The sequence below is a fragment of the Polynucleobacter arcticus genome (assembly GCF_013307205.1).
Taxonomy (GTDB): Bacteria; Pseudomonadota; Gammaproteobacteria; order Burkholderiales; family Burkholderiaceae; genus Polynucleobacter; species Polynucleobacter arcticus.
Genome location: NZ_CP028940.1, coordinates 1,094,305 through 1,116,378, shown reverse-complemented (window position 1 = coordinate 1,116,378; position 22,074 = coordinate 1,094,305). Strand labels below are relative to the sequence as shown.

Sequence of the window (22,074 nt, the reverse complement as noted above, 5' to 3'; positions counted from 1 at the left end):
GTGAGAGAATATTTGCTTATTAGTTAACATGCACCGTATTAAGCATAGCCGATTCATTGAGGCTCCTGAGTATCTTGCGGATATGGTCTAAACGCTGCTCTAGCTTCTCGAAATCCTTCTCTTTTTGCGGAAGAATCTTGAGCTTATCTTGTCCATTGAGTTGAATATGTTTTGAGGACTGAATTAGCCGAATAATCTTCATAGGATCAATGGGCGGATTGGGGATGAACTGAATCTGAATGGATGCTGGGGTCGCATCAATTTTTTTGATACCAAATCCATCCATTTCGAGTCGTAGGCGATGGGTTTCATAGAAGGATTTTGCTTGATCGGGTAAATCACCAAAACGATCAACCAATTCCTCTCTGAGGCCCATTAGTTCTGAAAAATCATTTGTTCCTGCAAATCGCTTATAAATCGAGAGTCTTTCATGAACATCTGGGCAGTAATCGCTGGGCAATAGGGCGGGAACACCTAGATTGACATCCGTTGTAGCCTGCAAGGGCGATAAAAGGTCCGGTTCTTTACCGCTACGCAGGGACTTAACAGCGCGATTTAGCATCTCGGTATACAACTGAAAGCCAATTTCATGAATCTCACCTGATTGCTTATCGCCTAGGACTTCACCCGCACCACGAATCTCAAGATCATGCATTGCTAAATAGAAGCCAGAGCCTAATTCTTCCATCGCTTGAATTGCATTTAAGCGAAGCTGTGCTTGCTTGCTTAAAGCCTCAGGATCGGGAACCAATAAATAGGCATATGCCTGGTGATGCGAGCGTCCAACGCGACCGCGTAATTGGTGTAACTGCGCTAAGCCAAACTTATCGGCGCGATGCATGATGATGGTATTTGCAGTCGGAACGTCAATGCCTGTTTCAATAATGGTAGTACATAGCAAGATGTTTGTGCGTTGTGTAACAAACTCACGCATCACTGATTCTAGTTCCCGCTCATGCATTTGGCCATGAGCAACGCTAATACTCGCTTCGGGTATGAGCTCTTGTAAAGCATGCTTACGATTTTGAATAGTTTCTACTTCGTTATGCAAGAAATAGACTTGGCCGCCGCGCTTAATCTCACGGAGGACCGCCTCTCGAATAACACCATCACCTTCACGCCGTACAAAAGTTTTAATCGCAAGACGTTTTTGAGGCGCCGTGGCAATGACAGAGAATTCTCGCAAGCCTTCCATCGCCATGCCTAGAGTTCGCGGGATAGGTGTCGCTGTTAAAGTTAAAATATCGACTTCAGCACGCAATGCTTTGAGTGCATCCTTCTGGCGCACACCAAAGCGATGCTCTTCATCGACGATCACTAAGCCTAAGTTAGCAAACTGGGTTTCTTTTGAGAGGAGCTTATGAGTACCAATAATGATGTCAGCATCGCCTTTGGCGATAGCTTCTAAAGCGGCATTGATTTCTTTAGTGGTTTTAAAGCGGGAGAGCTCAACAATCCGTACCGGCCAATCAGCAAAGCGATCTTTCCAGGTGGCAACATGTTGTTCAGCGAGCAATGTGGTTGGGGCTAATATGGCTACCTGTTTGCCGCCCATGACTGCAACGAAGCTGGCACGTAGAGCAACTTCAGTTTTCCCAAAGCCTACGTCACCACACACCAAACGATCCATGGGGGTGCCACTCGTCATGTCACCAATGACTGCAGCAATCGCATTGGCTTGATCTGGCGTCTCTTCAAAGCCAAAGCTTTCTGCAAAAGCAGCGTAATCATGAGCTGAGAATTCAAAAGCGTGACCCTTGCGAATCGCTCTGGCTGCATAGAGGCTTAATAGTTCTGCAGCGGTATCTCGAATTTGTTGTGCAGCTTTGCGTCTTGCTTTATCCCACTGCCCACTACCGAGTTGATGTAATGGTGCTGAGTCAGGATCAGAACCTGCATAGCGCGTGACCATCTGTAGTTGCTGCACAGGCACGTACAGGGTAGCCTCTTTGGCATAGACTAGGTGCAAGAACTCTTCAAAAATAGGCTCTTCCTTGGGGGGCGCTAAATTCAGCAGCACTAAACCCTGGTAACGGCCAATACCATGGTCGGAATGTACTACGGGATCACCGATTTTGAGTTCAGATAAATCCTTGAACAACATATCGGGATCAGCACTCTCGCTTACCTTGCCCTTACGTCGCTGGCGCGCTGTTGTAGTAAACAGCTCGGCCTCTGTAACGATGATGAGGTTCTCAGAAGGCCAAGTAAAACCATTAAATAGTTGGGCGGTAACCAGCCCAAACAAAGCATCGCTCTTGATGAAATCAGCAACACCCTCGAAGCTTTCAGGTTTTAGCGAGTAAAGAGGTCGTCCATTTTGACCGGCGATCGCATTACTCTCTTCAAATAGCTGGCGAATAGATTCTTTGCGGCCATTGCTATCGCTACAAATCAGTATGCGCACTTTTTCTTGAGAAACTAAAGCTCGCAGTCGATTTATTGGATCAGTATCTCTCCGATGTACTGCTAAATCTGGTACCGCTAAAAATTGTGGCGGTTCTTTTGTTTCTTTTTCTAGCCCTAATCTTGCGTTGGATTTAGTTGCAGTAAAGAATTGATCTACATCCAGAAATAATTCAGAGGGATGAAGAATAGGGCGATCAAGATCGTGTTTTAAAAATTCATATCTAGAAAGTGTATCTTTCCAAAAACTCTTAATCGCTTCTTCGACATCACCAGTACTCACAATCCATACTGGATCACCTGAGCGCGGGAAGTAATCAAACACGCTGGAGGACTCTTCAAAGAAGAGGGGAAGATAAGACTCAATGCCGGCACTCGGAATACCCAAGTTGGCATCTTTGTAGATGGAGCAACGCGTCGGATCACCCTCGAATACTTCACGCCAGCGGCCACGGAAGGCGGTGCGTGACGCATCGTCAAACGGAAATTCATGGCCCGGTAAGAGGCGCACTTCCTTAACTGGATACAAGCTACGCTGGGTATCGGGATCGAAAGCTCGTATTTGCTCTATCTCATCACCAAAGAGATCGAGGCGATACGGCAAGCTGGAGCCCATGGGGAATAGATCAATCAAGCCTCCGCGAATACTGTATTCACCAGGGCGCATAACTGCGCTCACCGGATCATATCCGGCTTGTTGTAGCTGTAGCTTTAGTGCTGCCTCATTGAGCTTGTCGCCTTGCCTAAAGAAAAAAGTATGACCTGATAAAAAGTTGGGAGGACCCAGTCTTTGTAGGGCTGTAGTGATTGGTACTAAGACAATGTCGCAGCTACCATTTAATAATTCATATAGCGTCGCTAGGCGCTCAGATACCAAATCTTGATGCGGAGAAAAATGGTCATACGGCAGAATCTCCCAATCGGGGAGTAGGCGTGTCTTAAGCTGTGGCGCAAAGGCAGGAATTTCCTCTAAAAGTCGCTGAGCTTCTTGCGCCTGAGCGCAAAAAATCACCATGACTGAGAATTTTGAGCGGTAGCGGAGGGCGGATTGGGCAATGAGGGCAGCATCTGCAGAGCCAACTAGGCCTGAAAAGGTAAAGCGCTGCCCAGCCCGCGGCGCAGGTATAGGGGGTGCTAGTTTTAATCCATCAGACATCTAGGCTCATTATAGAATCAGGTATGGATTCAGGAATTCAATCTTCGTCATCTTTGCGCCAATGTCACGCCTTGCTCCCGACAGCTGGAACGGGTTCAAGACTTGGCGGACTTTTGCCTAAGCAGTTTCAGGAGCTTGCAGGCAAGCCGATGCTGGCTTATGCTCTGGAAGCCTTTATCAATACCCCTAAGATTGAATCCATTTGGGTAGGTGTGAGTCCAAGTTTTATGGATAACCCGATTTTCAGCACCCTCACCAATAATCTCTCTTGCGTGAAATTCATTGCAAGCGGCGGGCCCACACGCCAAGAAACTGTCAGAAATACCCTTGCGGCAATGCTCAAGGCGGGTATTCCTGAGGATGATTGGGTGCTGGTCCACGATGCCGCTCGCCCAGGAATCTCGCCCGCACTGATTCAAAAACTCATTGGCGTGGTCACCCAGTCGGGTGAGGGTGGTTTATTGGCAATGCCTTTAGCCGATACGCTCAAAATGGCTGATAGCAACTTAGCCATTGCAGGCAATACACCTCGCGCATTGAAAACAATTTCTCGAGTGCATCTATGGCAGGCTCAAACACCCCAAATGTTTAATTTAAAACGTTTACATGATGCGATTGAGGAGGGCATTCGTTTGGAGGCTGACATTACTGACGAAGCCAGCGCCATGGAGTTGGCGGGCTCAAGCCCACTGCTCGTTGAAGGGGCGACAAGCAACTTTAAAGTAACCCATCCTGCAGACTGGCAACTAATGCAGACCCTATTGCAAGCTTCAGCACAGTAAATTCCTTGCCAATACTTCAGGCTAATAAATGACCACAAGCACCCTTCACATCCCACAATTTAGAATTGGTCAAGGTTATGACGTTCATGCCTTGGTAGCTGACCGTAAGTTAATTTTGGGCGGCATTCATATTCCGAATGAAAAAGGTCTATTAGGTCACTCTGACGCAGATGCTCTGCTTCATGCTTTGACAGATGCAATCTTAGGGGCCGCAGGCTTGAATGATATTGGCCAACTTTTTCCGGATACTGATCCCCAGTTTAAGGATATGGATAGCCGTATTTTGCTCAGAGCCGCATTGCAAAAAGTGCAGGCTGTGGGCTTTCAAATAGGTAATGTAGATGCAACCATTATTTGCCAAAAGCCCAAATTGGCTGCTTTCTTGCCTGATATGGTCCGAAATATTGCAGCAGATTTAGCCGTTACGCCCAGCCACGTGAACCTCAAAGCCAAAACAAATGAATCCCTGGGGCACCTTGGTCGAGGTGAGGGCATTGCTGTCCATGCTGTAGCGTTGCTGTACAAGGCCTAAATATCCTCCAAAACCGCCAAGCATTGTAGAATTACGGTCTTTAGAGTGAAGCTTGAGCTTAGTAGTGTTTGCGGAATTCGCGCGAGGATGGCGAAATTGGTAGACGCACCAGGTTTAGGTCCTGACGCCAGCAATGGTGTGGGGGTTCGAGTCCCCCTCCTCGCACCACAAGATAGCTACTTGGCTTGGGCTTCATATATTCAGATTTTCAATTGAGAGACGAGAATGGCTGTGCAGATAGAAAATTTAGGTCAATTAGACCGCAAAGTAACCTTAGAGTTCGCTCGTGCCGATTTGGCTAAGGCAAGAGAAGCCCGTTTGGCTCAATTGGGTAAGTCCATGAAAGCCCCAGGCTTTCGTCCAGGCAAAGTGCCTAAGAATATGGTCGAAAAGCAATACGGCATGCAAGTGGATTTCGAACTTCAGTTCGATAAAGCTTCCGAACTGTTCTATGACTTAGCTCAAAATGAAAAACTCTTGTTGGCTGGTCAGCCACGCTTGGACCCTAAGAGCGAATTAGATGCAGATAAAGTTGTATTTGATGCCTACTTTGAAGTATTGCCAGAAGTAAAAATCGGCGACTTCAGCAAAGCCGAAGTGACCAGATACACAACGGCTATCTCTGATGCAGAAATCGATCGTGCCTTAGATGTGTTACGCAAGCAACAGGTTCACTATCACCCACGTGGCGAATCCGGAGCCCATGGTGATGGCGGTACTAGTACAGCTGCACAAGCTGGCGATCAAGTGGTCATCGACTTTGTAGGCAAAATTGATGGCGTTGAATTTGATGGTGGTAAGGCGGAAAACTTTGAGTACGTGCTCGGCGAAGGCCGCATGCTCCCCGAGTTTGAGGCAGCTACCCTTGGCCTCAAAGCAGGTGAGAGCAAAACCTTTCCATTAAGTTTCCCAGCTGATTACCATGGTAAAGATGTCGCTGGCAAAACTGCTGATTTCACGATTACTGTTAAGTCAGTGAACTGGGCTCACTTACCTGCTATCGATGATGCATTTGCATTGTCTTTGGGTGTTACAGAGGGTGGCGTTGCAAAAATGCGTGAAGAGGTTAAGGAAAATCTTGATCGTGAAACAAAGCGTCGCATTACTTCTTTGCTCAAAAGCGAAGTAATGGATAAGTTAGATAGCATTTGCGAGCTTGATGTACCAAAGTCTTTGGTTGCTCAAGAGCAAGAGCGTCTAGCTGAGTCCGCCCGTCAAGATTTGATTCAACGTGGCATCCCGAATGCTAAAGATGCGCCTATACCTGCTGAGATGTTTGCTGAACGAGCCCTCAAGCGCGTTCGTCTTGGTCTTATTTTGAGTGATCTAGTCAAGCAGCAGAATTTAGCTGCAACTGCAGATCAGATCAAAGCAGAGATCGATGAGCAGGCTGCGACTTACGAAGATCCAAAAGAAGTCGTTCGATGGTTCTATAGCAATCCAAGTCGCCTCAAAGACGTTGAGAACATGGTGCTGGAGGATAACGTGATCAAGTATTTCACTTCGCAAGCTAAAGTGATTGACAAAGCGATTACTTTCGAAGAACTCAGTAAACTCAATTAAGTTTTAGAATTCATTAAATAAAGGTACGATCACATGAACCAGAATCATTTCCAGTCTGAGAATTTAGAGCCCAAAGGTTTGGGTTTAGTTCCCATGGTGATTGAAACCTCTGGTCGAGGTGAGAGGGCCTATGACATTTACTCTCGCTTACTAAGAGAGCGCGTAGTTTTCTTAGTTGGTGAAGTTAATGATCAGACTGCAAATCTGGTCATTGCCCAGCTTTTATTCCTAGAGAGTGAAAATCCAGATAAAGAGATCTCTCTCTATATCAACTCTCCTGGTGGTTCTGTATCAGCAGGTTTAGCAATCTACGACACAATGCAATTTATCAAGCCACATGTCAGTACTTTATGTATGGGCATGGCTGCTAGTATGGGCGCCTTCTTGTTGTGCGCCGGTGAGAAGGGCAAGCGCTATGCATTGCCAAATTCTCGTGTAATGATTCATCAGCCATTAGGCGGTGCACGTGGACAAGCTTCTGATATTGAAATTCAAGCTCGTGAAATTCTTTACTTACGTGAGCGCTTGAATAAAATTTTGGCTGACCGCACAGGCCAATCGATTGAAACGATCGCTAAAGATACCGACCGTGATAATTTCATGTCTGCTGATCAAGCCCAAGAGTACGGCTTGATTGACAAAGTGATCGATAAGCGTCCTTAATACAGCACCCATTTCTATAATCTACCTTGAGCGATACAAACACTCCCAGCAGTACAGACAAGATTCTTTATTGCTCTTTTTGTGGCAAGAGTCAGCATGAGGTTAAGAAGCTCATCGCTGGGCCTTCCGTTTTTATTTGCGATGAGTGCATCGAACTTTGTACCGACATCATTCAAGAAGAGCTAGCAAAGCTTCCTAAAGTAGATGGCGATGACTCTTTGCCAACGCCTCATCAGATTCGTGAAAACTTAGATCAATACGTTATCGGACAAGATCATGCTAAGAAGACTCTGGCTGTAGCCGTTTACAACCATTACAAGCGTTTGAAGTATTTGCCCAAGCCAAAGCAGGTGAAGTTGGATAAAGACGGCAAGGCTATTGAGGCTAGCGATAAAGCTGTCGATAAAAAAGAAACTAAAGTTCCCGCTAAAGCAATGGTAGACGGGGTCGAGCTCGCTAAGAGTAATATCCTGCTCATCGGCCCAACGGGTTCTGGCAAAACATTGTTAGCGCAGACTTTGGCGCGCATGCTCGATGTGCCTTTTGTTATGGCTGACGCAACAACGCTAACTGAAGCGGGTTACGTTGGCGAAGATGTTGAAAATATTATTCAAAAGCTGTTGCAAGCCTGCGATTACAACGTAGAAAAAGCACAGCGCGGTATCGTCTACATTGATGAGATCGATAAGATTTCTCGTAAGTCAGATAACCCTTCAATTACCCGCGATGTATCGGGTGAGGGTGTCCAACAAGCTTTGTTAAAACTGGTTGAAGGTACGATGGCTTCGGTTCCGCCACAAGGTGGACGTAAGCATCCCAATCAAGATTTCTTGCAGGTAGACACTACCAATATTCTTTTTATCTGCGGCGGTGCATTTGATGGTCTAGAGAAGGTCATTCAGCAGCGTACTGCCAAGACGGGAATCGGGTTTAATGCAACCGTACCAGGTAAAGATGATCGTGGCGTAAGTGACCTCTTGGTCGAGGTTGAGCCTGAAGATTTAATTAAGTTTGGTCTCATTCCTGAGTTAATTGGTCGTCTACCGGTGGTGGCTACTCTAGCGCAGCTCGATGAGCCGGCCCTGATTCAGATTTTGACTGAACCTAAGAATGCCTTAGTAAAGCAATACCAAGCCCTGTTGACAATGGAGGGCTCTGAGCTCGAAGTTCGCCCTGTAGCTTTATCTGCCATTGCTAAAAAGGCAATTGCACGCAAGACTGGTGCTCGAGGTTTGCGTTCGATTCTGGAGGGCTCCTTGATGGATGTCATGTATGACTTGCCATCGCTGAAAAATGTCCAAAAGGTTGTTATCGACGAAAGCACGATTGCCGAGGGCGGTAAGCCGATTTTGGTCTACAAGCAAGGTGACCAAACCCCTGAATTGAGTAAAAAAGCCTAATTTTTAGGTTTTTTCAGTAGTTTTTCTTAGTTTTTTGCTCTTTTTTCGCATATTTACCCCTTGTTTTACATGAGCTGGCATCCATATAGGTAGTATCCTAGTCATTAACAGTGTCCGTATGTAGTAGTGCGGCATTTTTAGAGACTTTTACGGAACGACTATTTTGGAGGAATTGCCCCATGCCTGGCCACTTGTTACTACCCTCTGAACCCATTCAACTACCGCTTCTCCCATTAAGAGATGTTGTGGTGTTCCCACATATGGTGATCCCTTTGTTTGTGGGTCGACCAAAATCGATTAAAGCTCTTGAAGCTGCCATGGAGAGTGGCAAAAACGTCCTTTTAGTAGCCCAAAAGACGGCTGCTAAGGATGAACCAGGTATTGATGACCTCTATGAGGTTGGTTGTATTGCCAATATTCTGCAAATGCTCAAACTTCCTGATGGCACCGTGAAGGTCCTGGTAGAGGGCATCCAACGTGCTGAGGTAAGTCAAGTTGAAGATAGTCAAGGCTACTTCGGTTGTGAGGCTACTCCAACTGCAATGTCCTCATTAGACGCACATGAAACGGAAGCCTTGCGGCGCGCCATCATGGCGCAGTTTGATCAGTACGTCAAACTCAACAAAAAAGTTCCTCAAGAAATTCTGTCCTCACTAGGCGGTATTGATGATCCTAGTCGTTTAGCAGATACGATCTGCGCACATTTGCCAGTCAAGCTTGAGCAAAAGCAGCGCTTACTAGAAATGACTGATGTTGTTCAGCGCTTAGAAAGTCTACTAGCTGATCTCGAAAGTGAGATTGATATATTGCAAGTAGAAAAGCGCATTCGTGGACGTGTAAAGCGTCAGATGGAAAAGAGTCAGCGTGAGTATTACTTGAATGAACAGGTTAAAGCGATTCAAAAAGAGTTGGGCGAAGGTGAGGAGGGTGCTGATCTTGAGGAGCTAGAAAAACGAATCAAGGCTGCTCGCATGCCTAAGGAAGCCTTAAAGAAGGCAGAGTCTGAACTGAAAAAACTCAAGCTTATGTCACCTATGTCTGCTGAAGCCACCGTGATTCGGAATTTCATTGATACCTTGGTCAATCTTCCTTGGAAGAAAAAAACCAAGATCAATAACGATTTGACTAATGCTGAAAAAGTATTGGATGAAGATCATTACGGTTTGGATAAGGTAAAAGAGCGCATCTTAGAGTACCTCGCGGTTCAGCAACGTGTCGATCGTGTGAAGGCTCCAATTCTTTGTTTGGTTGGTCCCCCAGGTGTTGGCAAAACTTCCTTGGGTCAATCTATTGCTCGTGCAACCAATCGTAAGTTTGTTCGCATGGCTTTGGGCGGTGTACGCGACGAGTCTGAAATTCGTGGGCATCGTCGTACCTATATTGGCTCGATGCCTGGAAAGATCCTTTCCAGCTTAACTAAGGTTGGTGTCCGCAATCCTTTATTCCTCTTGGATGAGGTTGACAAGATGGGTATGGATTTCCGTGGCGATCCTGCGAGTGCGTTGCTGGAGGTGTTAGATCCTGAGCAAAACCATACATTCCAAGATCACTATGTTGAAGTCGACTTTGATCTGTCGGATGTGATGTTTGTTGCCACCTCCAATTCTTTGAATATTCCTGGCCCACTGTTGGACCGTCTAGAGATTATTCGCTTGGCTGGCTACACAGAAGATGAAAAGACTAGCATTGCTACCAATTATTTAATCCCTAAGCAGATTAAAAATAATGGCCTCAAAAAGGATGAGCTGAAGATTGAGGAAAGTGCTGTGCGCAGCATGATTCGTTACTACACGCGTGAGGCTGGCGTTCGTTCTTTAGAGCGAGAAATCAGCAAGATTTGCCGTAAGGTCGTCAAGTTACTTCTGCTCAAAAAGGAAGCTGCTCCAGTTACTGTGAATGCTGGCAACCTAGAGAAATTCTTATCTGTGAAGATGTATGACTTTGGTCTCGCCGCAAAAGAGAATCAAGTGGGTCAGGTAACTGGTTTGGCGTGGACAGAGGTGGGTGGTGATCTTCTCACGATTGAAGCAGCTGTTATGCCTGGTAAGGGTGTAATTACTCGTACGGGTTCGATTGGCGATGTCATGAAAGAGTCTGTCGAGGCGGCAAAAACAGTGGTTCGTTCCAGAGCAAGATCACTTGGCATTCTTGATGAAGCCTTCGAGAAGAAAGATATTCACATTCACTTCCCGGATGGTGCAACACCAAAAGATGGTCCATCGGCTGGTATTGCGATTACCACTGCTTTGGTGTCTGTATTTACAGGCATTCCAATTCGCTCAGATGTCGCCATGACGGGTGAGATCACCTTACGCGGTGAAGTTTTACCGATTGGTGGACTGAAAGAGAAGTTGTTGGCAGCACATCGGGGCGGCATAAAGCTGGCTTTAATTCCAGAGGAAAACGTCAAAGATTTGATTGATATTCCTGATAACGTCAAGAATGCAATCGAAATCGTGCCAGTTCGCTGGATTGATAAAGTACTGGAGCTTGCTTTAGAGCGTAAGCCTGTAGCTTTGCTAGACCCCACCCCAGAAGAGCTTGCTAAAAAGGCTGCTGAAGCTAGCAAAGCCAGTGAGAAAATTTCTTCTGGAGAGGCCTTGAAACATTAATGTTTAGGGATGCTGAGAGATTTTGAGTCAATTTGGACCGTAAATTAATCTCCATCTTGATAAAGAATCCCTCCGTTATTCCGACACTAGGTTACAATCTCGTCTGTATTAATTTGGGGCGCTTAGCTCAGATGGTAGAGCGTCTGCCTTACACGCAGAATGTCGGCGGTTCGATCCCGTCAGCGCCCACCAGTTTCCCAAAACGCAGTTTTCCTCCTTCATTAGGCTTTCTAGCTCCTCTAGACCTCGCGCCTTGTACACTCGCATCATTGACTTTATTTTCGAGCGATTAATTCATGTTTGATTCCGTACGTAAGCATCAAAAAATTCTTCAGTTTGTGCTGTTGCTGTTTATTGTTCCGTCCTTTGCTTTGTTTGGCGTCTCCAGTTACACCGAATTTATGGATAAAGAGACCGACATCGTTAAGGTGAATGGCAAGCCTATTACCGCTCAAGAGGTGGACATGGCGGCTAAACATCAGGCTGAGCGTGTTGGTGGGAATTTGCAGATTGCTCAGAGCCTGCCTTTTCGTCAAGCTATTCTGAATGAGTTACTCCAGCAGCGTGTCTTAGGATTTGCAGTCAGCGATTTACGCTTACAAGTAGGTAAGCAGGAGCTCGTCAATAGCTTGCAAAAGATTCCACAAATTCGTGCTTTGTATCGCCAAGATGGCTCATTTGATGATGCACGCTTTAAACAATTGCTAGCAAGCAATGGCATGAATGAAGAGCAGTTCTATGCTGGTCAAAGCTTTGATCTGAAGATCCAACAGTTGGTGAACTCTGTTGCTCGAACCGAACTGTCCAGCCCCAAGCTGTCTGAAATCATTTCCTCCCTGTATGAAACAGAGAGACAGGTTCAGACTCTGCAATTTAATGCCAAAGACTACTTGGCTAAAGTAAATCCCAGCCTGCAAGAGCTGCAGGCTTTTTATGAAGCTAATTCTAAGCTTTTTGAGCGTCCTGAATATATTGATGTTGAGTATATTGTTCTGAGAGCCGATCCAAAAGAAGACTCCAAAGTCTTTAACGAGAAGGCGGATCAGTTTGCCAACATCACTTATGATCAAGCGGACAGCTTGAAGCCGGCTGCGGACAAACTGAAGCTCAGCATCCAATCTCAGAAAGGTGTTACACGCGGTGGCGCTACCGGCGTAACTAAGGATCACCCTTTGGCTAATCCCAAGTTGGTACAGTCTCTGTATGGTGATGAAGCTTTGAGGAATAAACGTAATACTGAAGCCATGCAATTATCTCCAGGTGTATTTGTATCTGCACGTGTTGTAACATTGCATCCGGCGCAAATCTTGCCTTATCCAGATGTTGCTGCTGAGGTAAAACGTCAAGTTACTCAGCGCGCTGCTGAGAAATTAGCAATTGCCACAGCCGATGAAAAATTGGCCGCTCTAGAGAAGGATCCCAAGAACTCCGCTGGATTTAGCAGTGCCAATTGGATCTCTCGGAATAAGCCGGGCAATCTCGTCGGTTCATCCATGGATGAGATCATGTCAATTAGCCCGGATAAATTACCAGCCCTGGTTTCTGTTGCCAACCCTGGTGTTGGTACTACGATTTATCGTATCGATCAAGTTCGTCAGCCTCCTGCAGCAGATGCGAAAGTTCACAAGGCTCAAGCGCAACAGATTCAGTCACTAGCAGCACAATCTGAATTTGCCGGCTTTATGAGCTACTGGCGTAATGGTGCTAACGTAAAGGTGATTAACTCCCTTAAGCAAGCCAATTCCGGTAGTGCGGGTAGTTAATTACCAAGTAATTACTAAGGCGATTTCTTTAGAAGATTACTGTATGGGGCCATTGAGCCCCATACGTTTTTAAAGAGGATGGGCTGTGCCTCTTCATTGGGGTGTAAACGATCTGCTTGAAAATACTGTGCTTTAGTAGCAACGCCTTCTAAAAAAAATGGCAGCAATTCAATACGCTCTTCAGATTGCAATTTAGGATAAATCTCCTTAAATTGGGTGGTGTAATTCTGACCGTAATTTGAGGGGATTTGAATTCCAAACAGCAATACCCGTGCACCTATTTTTTTGCTCATTTGAATCATCTTGCGCAGATTGGCTTCGGTTTGGGCTGGTGGGAGTCCGCGCAAAGCATCATTTGCTCCCAGCTCGATCATGACAATTCCTGGCTTCTTTTGGTTTAGAAGTTGCTGTAATCGCGTCAGTCCGCCTGAACTAGTTTCTCCGCTGATGCTGGCATTAAAAACGGTCCAAGGGCTTTTTTCATTCTGAAGCTGCCTCTCCAATAGAGTGACCCAACCTGTGCCGCGGGGAAGGCCATACTCAGCAGAGAGGCTATCCCCCAAAACCAGGATCACTGGATTTGTTTGAGCCCAAGAGCAAAAACTCATTAAGAGGCAAAATAGGGCTGTAATGAATTTATTGGCTAATAAAGGCTGAATTTGCATTTTTCAATTCTAGAAAATTTTCAACATGAACAAGCAGTCTAAATCTATAGTTGCCAATCAAGTAGGCAGGCTAGTCAATACGACCGATGGTGATCTTGCTATTTTGCACGACATTAGCTTCGAGATTGAGCGGGGAGAGAGTGTAGCGATCATCGGCGCCTCTGGCTCTGGCAAAAGCACTTTGTTAAGCTTATTGGCTGGTTTAGATCTTCCAACGCATGGACAAATTGATTTAATGGGGCAAAACCTCAATCTCCTGGATGAGGATGGAAGGGCACGTTTGCGGGGTCAGTTCGTTGGTTTTGTATTCCAATCCTTTCAATTATTGCCTCATTTAACGGCGCTGGAAAATGTGATGCTTCCTCTAGAAATTGCGGGAGATGGCCAATTGGAGGCAAAACAATCAGCTGAGAAATGGCTTGAAAAGGTTGGACTAGCCGAAAGAGCAAATCATTTTCCTAGAACTCTCTCTGGTGGCGAGCAACAACGTGTGGCTCTGGCTCGGGCATTTATTAATAAACCAGCCATCCTTTTTGCCGATGAGCCAACTGGAAGTCTTGATGAGGCCAGTGGAAATAAGGTGATTGAGCTTCTTTTTGAGTTAAATCGAGAGAATTCCTCAACACTAGTTTTGGTCACCCATGATCCAGCCTTGGCTGCACGGTGTGGTCGTCAATTAAGTCTACAAGGCGGGCGCTTGGCTTAATCAAAACCTTATAATCTAGGGATGCCATCATTCTGTTGCTTGCCCGGGGCAAATGCCCTTTCAGCCTTTCGCCAACAGCGACTTTTAGCTTCGCTCGCCGCCCAAGGAATTCAACTTGAGTCTATTGAGGCTCAATACCTTCATTTCATTTGGACAGAGTCTGAACTCAACCCTAAAGATCAAGGTGTTCTCGAAAGTCTGCTGACTTATGGGCAGCCCTTCGAATCGCGAATGAAGGTAGCGAGCTCCTTATTTAGTAAATCTTCTGAGAGACAGTCCGCCATTGCGATCCCTCGCTTTGGTACTGTTTCGCCATGGTCCAGCAAAGCAACTGATATTGCTCGTCAATGCGGACTCGATGTTTTGCGGATTGAGCGTGGCATTCAGTACGGATGGCAAAGCAAAAAACTGCTCAGCCCAGTACAAGAGCAACTAGTACTAGCAGAGCTGCATGATCGGATGACTGAAGCAGTCATTACTGATTCTTCGCATGCAAGTGATCTATATCAGTCACTTCCCGATCGACCATTTGTACGTATTCCGGTTCTTACTGAAGGCAGGGCAGCCTTAGATAAAGCCAATCAAGAATTAGGATTGGCGCTTTCAGAAGATGAGGTGCTGTATCTCGTTGAAAATTTCCTCCGTTTAGAGCGCAACCCGAGCGACGTCGAGCTGATTATGTTTGCTCAAGCCAACAGCGAGCATTGCCGTCATAAGATTTTTAACTCTACTTGGTCAATTGATGGTGATGATCAAGAAAAATCCTTGTTTGCAATGATTCGCAATACCCATCAGCTTCAACCTGAAGGCACCATCGTTGCCTATTCTGATAACTCTGCTGTCATGGTAGGTTGTGAGTCAGAGACTTGGGCTCCAAAAGGTCCAAATCACCTCTATGAAAAAGATACGCGTTTAGTACATACCTTAATGAAGGTAGAGACACACAATCATCCGACTGCAATTGCTCCCTTTCCTGGGGCATCTACTGGAGCGGGTGGCGAAATTCGCGATGAGGGTGCTACTGGAGTTGGAGGTCGACCAAAGGCTGGTCTTACTGGCTTCACGGTTTCTAATCTCAATATCCCGGGCACCGATCTGCCTTGGGAGTCCGAGAAATATGGCAAGCCTGAGCGTATTGCTACGCCTCTACAGATCATGATTGACGGTCCTTTGGGTGGCGCCGCTTTTAATAATGAATTCGGTCGTCCAATTCTGGGTGGTTATTTCCGCGTATTTGAGCAAACCTTAGATGGCGTTCGTCGCGGGTATCACAAGCCCATCATGATTGCGGGCGGTATCGGTAGTATTGATTCCATTCATACCGCCAAGGGGCAGATTAAAGCCGGGCATTTATTTATTCAATTAGGTGGTCCCGGCATGCGTATTGGTATGGGCGGCGCCACTGGTAGTTCGGTTGCAACAGGGACCAACACAGCTGACTTGGATTTTGACTCTGTACAACGTGGTAACCCTGAAATGGAACGCCGTGCACAAGAAGTAATTAATTCTTGCATTGCTATGGGTCACAAGAACCCAATTGTCTCGATTCATGATGTTGGAGCCGGCGGCATATCTAATGCATTCCCAGAGCTTGCAGATGGTGCCGGCCTGGGTGCACAATTTCAACTTCGTAAAGTACCACTGGAAGAAAGTGGTATGAGTCCAGCAGAGATCTGGTGTAACGAGTCTCAAGAGCGTTATGTATTGGCTATCGACGCTCATGACTTAGATTTATTCCAGTCCCTCTGTGAACGTGAGCGTTGTCCGTTTGCGGTAGTGGGCGAGGCGACTACAGAGCGCCAACTCCAGCTTTCGGATAGTAAAGAGATTGCTGATAGCGATGCTTCATTGCCAATTGATATGCCAATGGAAGTGTTGCTCGGCAAACCACCACGGATGCATCGTGATGTCGAACGCGTTACTCAAAATTTTGATGAACTCAATGTTACTGATGCCGAGTTAGCTCAATGTATCGCTTGGGTTTTGCAGCAACCCACCGTTGCTAGTAAGTCTTTTTTGATCACCATTTGTGATCGTACCGTTGGCGGTCTCAATGCTCGTGATCCATTCGTAGGTCCTTGGCAGGTTCCGGTAGCTGACTGCGCAGTCACGCTGATGGATTACCAGGGTTATCGTGGTGAAGCAATGAGTATGGGCGAGCGGACTCCACTGGCTGTTATCGATGCACCTGCTGCAGCCAAAATGGCGGTTGGTGAAGCGCTTACTAATTTGCTGGCTGCCGATATTCGTCGCCTGGAAGATGTCAAGCTCTCTGCCAACTGGATGGCAGCCTGCGGTGCTCCAGGTGAGGATGCAAAGCTCTATGACTCGGTTAAAGCTATCGGCATGGATTTATGCCCAGCTTTAGGGATTTCGATTCCGGTTGGCAAGGATTCTTTATCTATGGCTACCGCGTGGCAAGAAGGTAACCAGGATAAGAAGGTGATATCCCCAGTTTCATTGATCATTTCTGCCTTTGCAGCAGTTCAAGATGTTCGTAAAACGACAACGCCCTTGCTCAAACTTCAAGACGAGTCTGGTGCTCCACTAGAAACCGAATTGATTCTGATTGATTTGGGTCGTGGTAAGAATCGTATGGCCGGAAGCATCTTGGCTCAAGTTCTCAATCAATCTGGAAAATCGACACCTAATGTCGACCATCCGGAAGATCTCAAAGCCCTCGCTTCGGCCATCATTGAGCTGCGTAAGGAAGATTGTTTACTGGCGTATCACGATCGCTCAGATGGCGGGCTATTTGCCTGCATCGTCGAAATGGCTTTTGCATCCCACGTTGGCATTTCTATGAATGTTGACATGATTGCAGTTGACGTTGGACAGGAGCCCGATTGGGGTGATGCAAAAAACTGGGCTGATCAAGTCTCTGGTCTACGTCACGAGCAAACTTTACGCGCATTGTTTAATGAAGAGCTCGGTGCAGTTATTCAGATTCGCAAGGCGGATCGTGATGTGGTATTTACAGTGCTTCGCAAGCTTGGTCTTAGCGCCTATAGCCACGTCATTGCCAAACCAAACACCACTGGTCGTATTGAAATTTGGCGTGATGCAAAAAATATTTTTGCAGAGCCCCGTGAAGTCCTGCAAAAGATGTGGGCCAACACTAGCTACCAAATTGCTCGTCTACGCGACAACCCAGACTGTGCCGATAGCGAATTTTCTTTGCTAGATCAGGTTGCTGATGCTGGTATGTCTCCAAAACTTACTTTTGATATTGCAGATGATATTTCTGCGCCATTCATTAATCAAAATGCTCGTCCGAAGATTGCCATCTTGCGCGAGCAGGGTGTTAATTCTCATGTAGAGATGGCTTATGCCATGAACTGGGCTGGTTTTGATAGCTACGATGTACATATGTCCGATTTACTCTCAGGTAAAGCAAGCTTAGCTGATTTCCGGGGCCTAGTTGCTTGTGGTGGTTTTAGTTACGGAGATGTATTAGGTGCTGGCGAGGGTTGGGCAAAGACCATCCTCTTTAATACCCAATTGCGTGATCAGTTCTCTGCATTCTTTCATCGCCAAGAAAGTTTTGCGCTAGGCGTATGTAATGGCTGCCAAATGATGAGTAATTTGGCCGGAATTATTCCGGGTGCTGAAGCTTGGCCTAAATTTACTCGTAACCAGTCTGAGCAATATGAAGCGCGTTTAGTGATGGCTGAAGTGATGGCCTCACCTTCAATTTTTACGCAAGGCATGGTGGGTAGTCAGTTACCGATTGCCATTGCCCACGGCGAAGGCTTTGCCAACTTTAGTCAGCAAGGCAATTTAACTGCACTTCAAAACCAAGGTTTAGCGACTCTACGGTTTGTGGACCACCAAGGCACCCCTACAGAAATCTATCCTTTGAATCCCAATGGCTCACCAGGTGGCTTAACAGGCGTTACTACGCCTGATGGACGATTCACCGTCATGATGCCCCACCCAGAGCGTGTATTCAGGTCCGTGCAGATGAGTTGGGCGCCAAAGGAATGGTTGAGCACGCCTGACGGTGCTAGCCCTTGGATGCGTCTATTCCGTAACGCTAGAGTCTGGGCAAAGTAATTCATGCCAGATGCATCATTGGTCATGGAGCCAGTCACATTTTCTGAGAGTGGGGGTATTCGCTACCTTCATTTTGGTAGTGAGCTGATTCAAGGCGCTATGCGCATTCGGGATCCCGATGAGATTTATCTTGAATACAACCAACAGATGATGGCATGGCTCCTATTTCTAGAAACTAAGCCAGGGATGTGCATTGCGCAACTGGGTCTCGGAACTGGTGCCTTAACGAAGTTTACCCATCGCTATTGCCCAGCAGTAAAAACGACAGTAGTTGAACTCAATCCCGCTGTGATTGTTTCTGCTCGGAGCATGTTCTCTACTCCAAATGATGATCGTCGTCTGAAGACTCTGCAGATAGATGCTAAGACGTTTGTTCAAAACGCTCAGTATCAAAATCATTTTGACGCCATCCAAGTCGATTTGTACGACGCTATTTGTGATGGCCCTGCCGCAAGCTCGCTAGACTTTTACAAAGGCTGCCGGGATGTTTTGAAGTCGCCTGGCGTATTGACGGTGAATCTGTTTTCGCGGCACAAGAGCTTTGATCTCAATTTGAATAATATTTGCGAGGCTTTTGATAATCGAGTGCTCTTGTTCCCGGAGTCTCATGATTGCAATGTTGTAGCGATGGCTTTCAAAGGTCCGCAATTAGATGTGGAGTGGAAAGAAGTGTCTAAACGCGCTAAGCTCATTCAAGAGAAGACGGGTTTGCCCACCAATTCGTGGGCTTCTGGCCTAAATCGCGAAAACGCCAATCAAGAAAATAAATTGTTCATTTAATAAAAATAAAGATAAGAAAAAGGCGATCAACTGATCGCCTTTTTGCTTCCCAATATTTTGGGTTGATTGAGACTTAGATTGTTACGGTATCAGCAACATCACTGAATGACTTAATCTTGTCGAAGTTCATATATTTATAAACTTCACCAGCTTTAGCATTCAATGACTCCACTTGTTCGAAGTATTCCTTCGGGGTAGGTAAGCGACCTAAGAGTGCTGCAACCGCAGAAAGTTCAGCAGAAGCCAAATAAACTCGTGTATCAATACCTAAGCGGTTGGGGAAATTGCGTGTGGATGTTGAAACGGCAGTAGAGCCTTTGCGGATCTGCGCCTGATTACCCATACAAAGTGAGCAACCTGGGGTTTCCATGCGGGCGCCCGTACGACCTAAGATGCCGTAGTAACCCTCTTCAGTCAAAATCATTTGATCCATTTTGGTTGGAGGGGCAATCCACAAACGCGTCGGCATATCTGTTTTGCCTTCAAGAACCTTGCCGGCAGCACGGAAGTGGCCAATATTGGTCATGCAAGAGCCAATAAATACTTCATCAATTTTCTCACCAGAAACTTCGGACAAGAATTTCACATCATCTGGATCGTTAGGACAAGCCAAAATCGGCTCCTTAATATCATCCATATCAATTTCGATGATTTCAGCATAGTCAGCATTGGCGTCAGCCTTGAGTAATTCAGGCTTAGCAATCCATGCTTCCATTGCCTTGATGCGGCGACCTAAAGTACGCCTATCTTCGTAGCCATTAGCGATCATCCACTTCATTAAAGTAATGTTAGAGCGCATATATTCAATGATTGGCTCCTTGCTTAGTTGCACTGCGCAACCACCGGCAGAGCGTTCAGCAGAGGCATCAGACAATTCAAATGCTTGCTCAACTTTTAGATCAGGCAAACCTTCGATCTCTAAAATGCGGCCAGAGAAAATATTTTTCTTGCCCTGTTTCTCAACAGTCAATAAACCTTTTTTGATTGCGTACAGGGGAATTGCATTAACCATATCGCGCAAAGTAATGCCAGGTTGCATCTTGCCTTTAAAGCGAATCAATACGGACTCTGGCATATCCAATGGCATCACACCGGTAGCGGCTGCGAAGGCAACTAAGCCTGAACCCGCAGGGAATGAGATTCCGATTGGAAAACGGGTGTGGCTATCTCCACCAGTGCCGCAAGTATCAGGCATTAGCAAGCGATTTAGCCAACTATGAATCACGCCATCACCTGGGCGCAATGAAACGCCACCACGGTTGGTCATAAAGGCTGGTAATTCATGGTGTGTGCGAATGTCTACCGGCTTTGGATAAGCAGAGGTATGACAGAAGGACTGCATTACTAAATCAGCGGAGAAGCCTAGGCAAGCGAGGTCTTTTAATTCATCGCGCGTCATTGGGCCGGTAGTATCTTGCGAGCCTACAGTTGTCATGTGTGGCTCACAGTAAGTGCCCGGGCGAACGCCTTGACCCTCTGGTAGACCACAAGCGCGACCCACCATTTTCTGAGCCAAGCTGAAACCTTTTTTATTATCTGGAGGGCTGACCGGAATTCTGAATACTGTTGATGCAGGTAAACCCAGTGCAGCGCGTGCTTTTGCAGTGAGTCCTCGACCTACGATCAAAGGAATACGTCCACCAGCTTGCACTTCATCGAGAATGACTGGAGACTTCAGGGAAAAGGATGCAATTTCTTTACCATTTTTAAAGGCCTTGCCTTCGAATGGGCGCAACTCAATTTCATCGCCCATATTCATATCGGAGACATCTAGCTCAATAGGCAGTGCGCCAGCATCTTCCATGGTGTTAAAGAAAATTGGGGCAATTTTCGTACCTAAGCAAACACCACCAAAACGCTTGTTTGGAACGAAGGGAATATCTTGACCGGTCCACCAGAGTACTGAATTCGTCGCAGACTTGCGTGAAGATCCGGTTCCAACTACGTCACCTACGTAAGCAATTTGATTGCCTTTTTTCTGCAGTACTTCAATTTGTTTCATTGGGCCACGAATACCTACCTCGTCTGGTTCTATACCTGGACGGGGATTTTTCAACATGATGGTCGCATGTAATGGAATATCTGGACGGCTCCAAGCATCAGGGGCTGGAGACAGATCGTCAGTATTGGTTTCGCCAGTAACTTTGAAAACAGTGAGCTTCATGCTTTCTGGAACGGCAGGGCGACTGGTAAACCACTCAGCATCAGCCCAGCTTTGTAGAACGCCCTTAGCTTCAGCATTTCCTTTTTCTGCCAATTCTTGAACATCATGGAAATAATCAAACATCAGCAGGGTTTTCTTGAGAGCTGCAGCGGCAGCCGCAGCACACTCAGCATCGGTCAATAACTCAACCAAAGGCTTAATGTTGTAACCACCAAGCATGGTTCCTAGGAGCTCAGTTGCTTTGATGCGTGAAATCAGAGGGGATTTCTCAAGCCCTTTGGCAACGGCATCTAAAAATTCCGCCTTTACTTTAGCTGCCTCATCAACGCCAGCAGGTACGCGATTTGTTATGAGCTCAACTAGCTCCGCCTCTTTACCTTTTGGAGGATTTTTGAGCAAACCAACCAACTCGGCAGTTTGATCTTTTGTCAGGGGCAGGGCTGGAATTCCTAGGGCTGCGCGTTCAGCAACTTGGGCGTTGTAAGCTTCTAGCATCGTGTTTCCTATTGGGTAAGAGTTATCAACAGTAAGGCTAAGCAGGGTGTTGTCCCCTAGATTCCTATTGTAATTCCTAATTCATGTCTTATATAAGACTTAATTATCAAAATACTCCAAAATGCTTAAAATTTAAGCATTTACAAGTTATTTAGTTGATTCTAATGTCAATTTTTCGATTTATTGTGTTCTGTAAGCAGGGGAAAGAGAGCCTTACTTTTGAGTGAGCTCTTCTGGGAAAGGTCTTCCATAATTACAAAAGATAAAAAATAGGGTCTCACAATCAAGAACAACCCAGCGCAGCCTTTGTGTCATTGAGAGGGCGGAAGAT

13 protein-coding genes and 2 tRNA genes are annotated in these 22,074 nt (G+C 46.3%); 12 read left to right on the top strand and 3 right to left on the bottom strand.

Annotated features, from left to right (window positions below):
- Positions 1-19 precede the first annotated feature (19 nt).
- Complete coding sequence (mfd, locus tag DN92_RS05630) at positions 20-3,562, bottom strand: transcription-repair coupling factor (RefSeq protein WP_173960328.1); 3,543 nt, start codon at positions 3,560-3,562, stop codon at positions 20-22.
- Between the two features lie 23 nt (positions 3,563-3,585).
- Between mfd and ispD the strand changes: the two genes are divergently transcribed.
- The 9 genes from ispD (at position 3,586) to DN92_RS05585 (ending at position 12,877) form a co-directional block, all read left to right on the top strand.
- The gene (gene ispD / locus DN92_RS05625; protein WP_173960327.1) at positions 3,586-4,344 is read left to right on the top strand and encodes a 2-C-methyl-D-erythritol 4-phosphate cytidylyltransferase; all 759 of its coding nucleotides are present in this window, start codon (positions 3,586-3,588) and stop codon (positions 4,342-4,344) included.
- Positions 4,345-4,372: 28 nt separating this feature from the next.
- Positions 4,373-4,876, top strand: coding sequence for a 2-C-methyl-D-erythritol 2,4-cyclodiphosphate synthase (gene ispF, locus DN92_RS05620; RefSeq protein WP_173960326.1), 504 nt, complete (start codon positions 4,373-4,375; stop codon positions 4,874-4,876).
- 81 nt (positions 4,877-4,957) lie between these two features.
- Positions 4,958-5,044: transfer RNA gene (locus DN92_RS05615), tRNA-Leu, on the top strand.
- A gap of 57 nt (positions 5,045-5,101) precedes the next feature.
- Positions 5,102-6,439, top strand: a complete 1,338-nt coding sequence (gene tig / locus DN92_RS05610; protein ID WP_173960325.1) for a trigger factor — start codon at positions 5,102-5,104, stop codon at positions 6,437-6,439.
- Positions 6,440-6,472: 33 nt separating this feature from the next.
- Positions 6,473-7,102 (top strand): ATP-dependent Clp endopeptidase proteolytic subunit ClpP, encoded by a 630-nt coding sequence (gene clpP / locus DN92_RS05605; RefSeq protein WP_015421102.1) that lies wholly within the window; start codon positions 6,473-6,475, stop codon positions 7,100-7,102.
- A gap of 26 nt (positions 7,103-7,128) precedes the next feature.
- A complete protein-coding gene (gene clpX, locus DN92_RS05600) occupies positions 7,129-8,502 on the top strand; it encodes an ATP-dependent Clp protease ATP-binding subunit ClpX (protein WP_173960324.1) in 1,374 nt (457 codons plus the stop codon).
- A gap of 179 nt (positions 8,503-8,681) precedes the next feature.
- Positions 8,682-11,114 (top strand): endopeptidase La, encoded by a 2,433-nt coding sequence (gene lon, locus DN92_RS05595; RefSeq protein WP_173960323.1) that lies wholly within the window; start codon positions 8,682-8,684, stop codon positions 11,112-11,114.
- A 116-nt stretch (positions 11,115-11,230) separates the two neighbouring features.
- A tRNA-Val gene (locus DN92_RS05590) sits at positions 11,231-11,306 on the top strand.
- A 104-nt stretch (positions 11,307-11,410) separates the two neighbouring features.
- Positions 11,411-12,877 (top strand): peptidylprolyl isomerase, encoded by a 1,467-nt coding sequence (locus tag DN92_RS05585; RefSeq protein WP_173960322.1) that lies wholly within the window; start codon positions 11,411-11,413, stop codon positions 12,875-12,877.
- 14 nt (positions 12,878-12,891) lie between these two features.
- On the opposite strand, the gene DN92_RS05580 is transcribed toward DN92_RS05585, so the two are convergent.
- Positions 12,892-13,542, bottom strand: coding sequence for an arylesterase (locus DN92_RS05580; protein WP_217426008.1), 651 nt, complete (start codon positions 13,540-13,542; stop codon positions 12,892-12,894).
- A 25-nt stretch (positions 13,543-13,567) separates the two neighbouring features.
- Here DN92_RS05580 and DN92_RS05575 point away from each other — a divergent pair, with 25 nt between their 5' ends.
- Genes DN92_RS05575 through DN92_RS05565 form a run of 3 tightly spaced genes read left to right on the top strand, consistent with a single transcriptional unit; the run spans position 13,568 to position 19,084 of the window.
- The gene (locus DN92_RS05575) at positions 13,568-14,248 is read left to right on the top strand and encodes an ABC transporter ATP-binding protein (RefSeq protein WP_173960321.1); all 681 of its coding nucleotides are present in this window, start codon (positions 13,568-13,570) and stop codon (positions 14,246-14,248) included.
- A gap of 21 nt (positions 14,249-14,269) precedes the next feature.
- Complete coding sequence (gene purL, locus DN92_RS05570) at positions 14,270-18,304, top strand: phosphoribosylformylglycinamidine synthase (protein ID WP_173960320.1); 4,035 nt, start codon at positions 14,270-14,272, stop codon at positions 18,302-18,304.
- 3 nt (positions 18,305-18,307) lie between these two features.
- A complete protein-coding gene (locus DN92_RS05565; RefSeq protein WP_254598259.1) occupies positions 18,308-19,084 on the top strand; it encodes a spermine/spermidine synthase domain-containing protein in 777 nt (258 codons plus the stop codon).
- Between the two features lie 73 nt (positions 19,085-19,157).
- Here DN92_RS05565 and DN92_RS05560 read toward each other — a convergent pair whose 3' ends face one another.
- Positions 19,158-21,743, bottom strand: coding sequence for a bifunctional aconitate hydratase 2/2-methylisocitrate dehydratase (locus DN92_RS05560; RefSeq protein WP_173960319.1), 2,586 nt, complete (start codon positions 21,741-21,743; stop codon positions 19,158-19,160).
- Positions 21,744-22,074 lie beyond the last annotated feature (331 nt).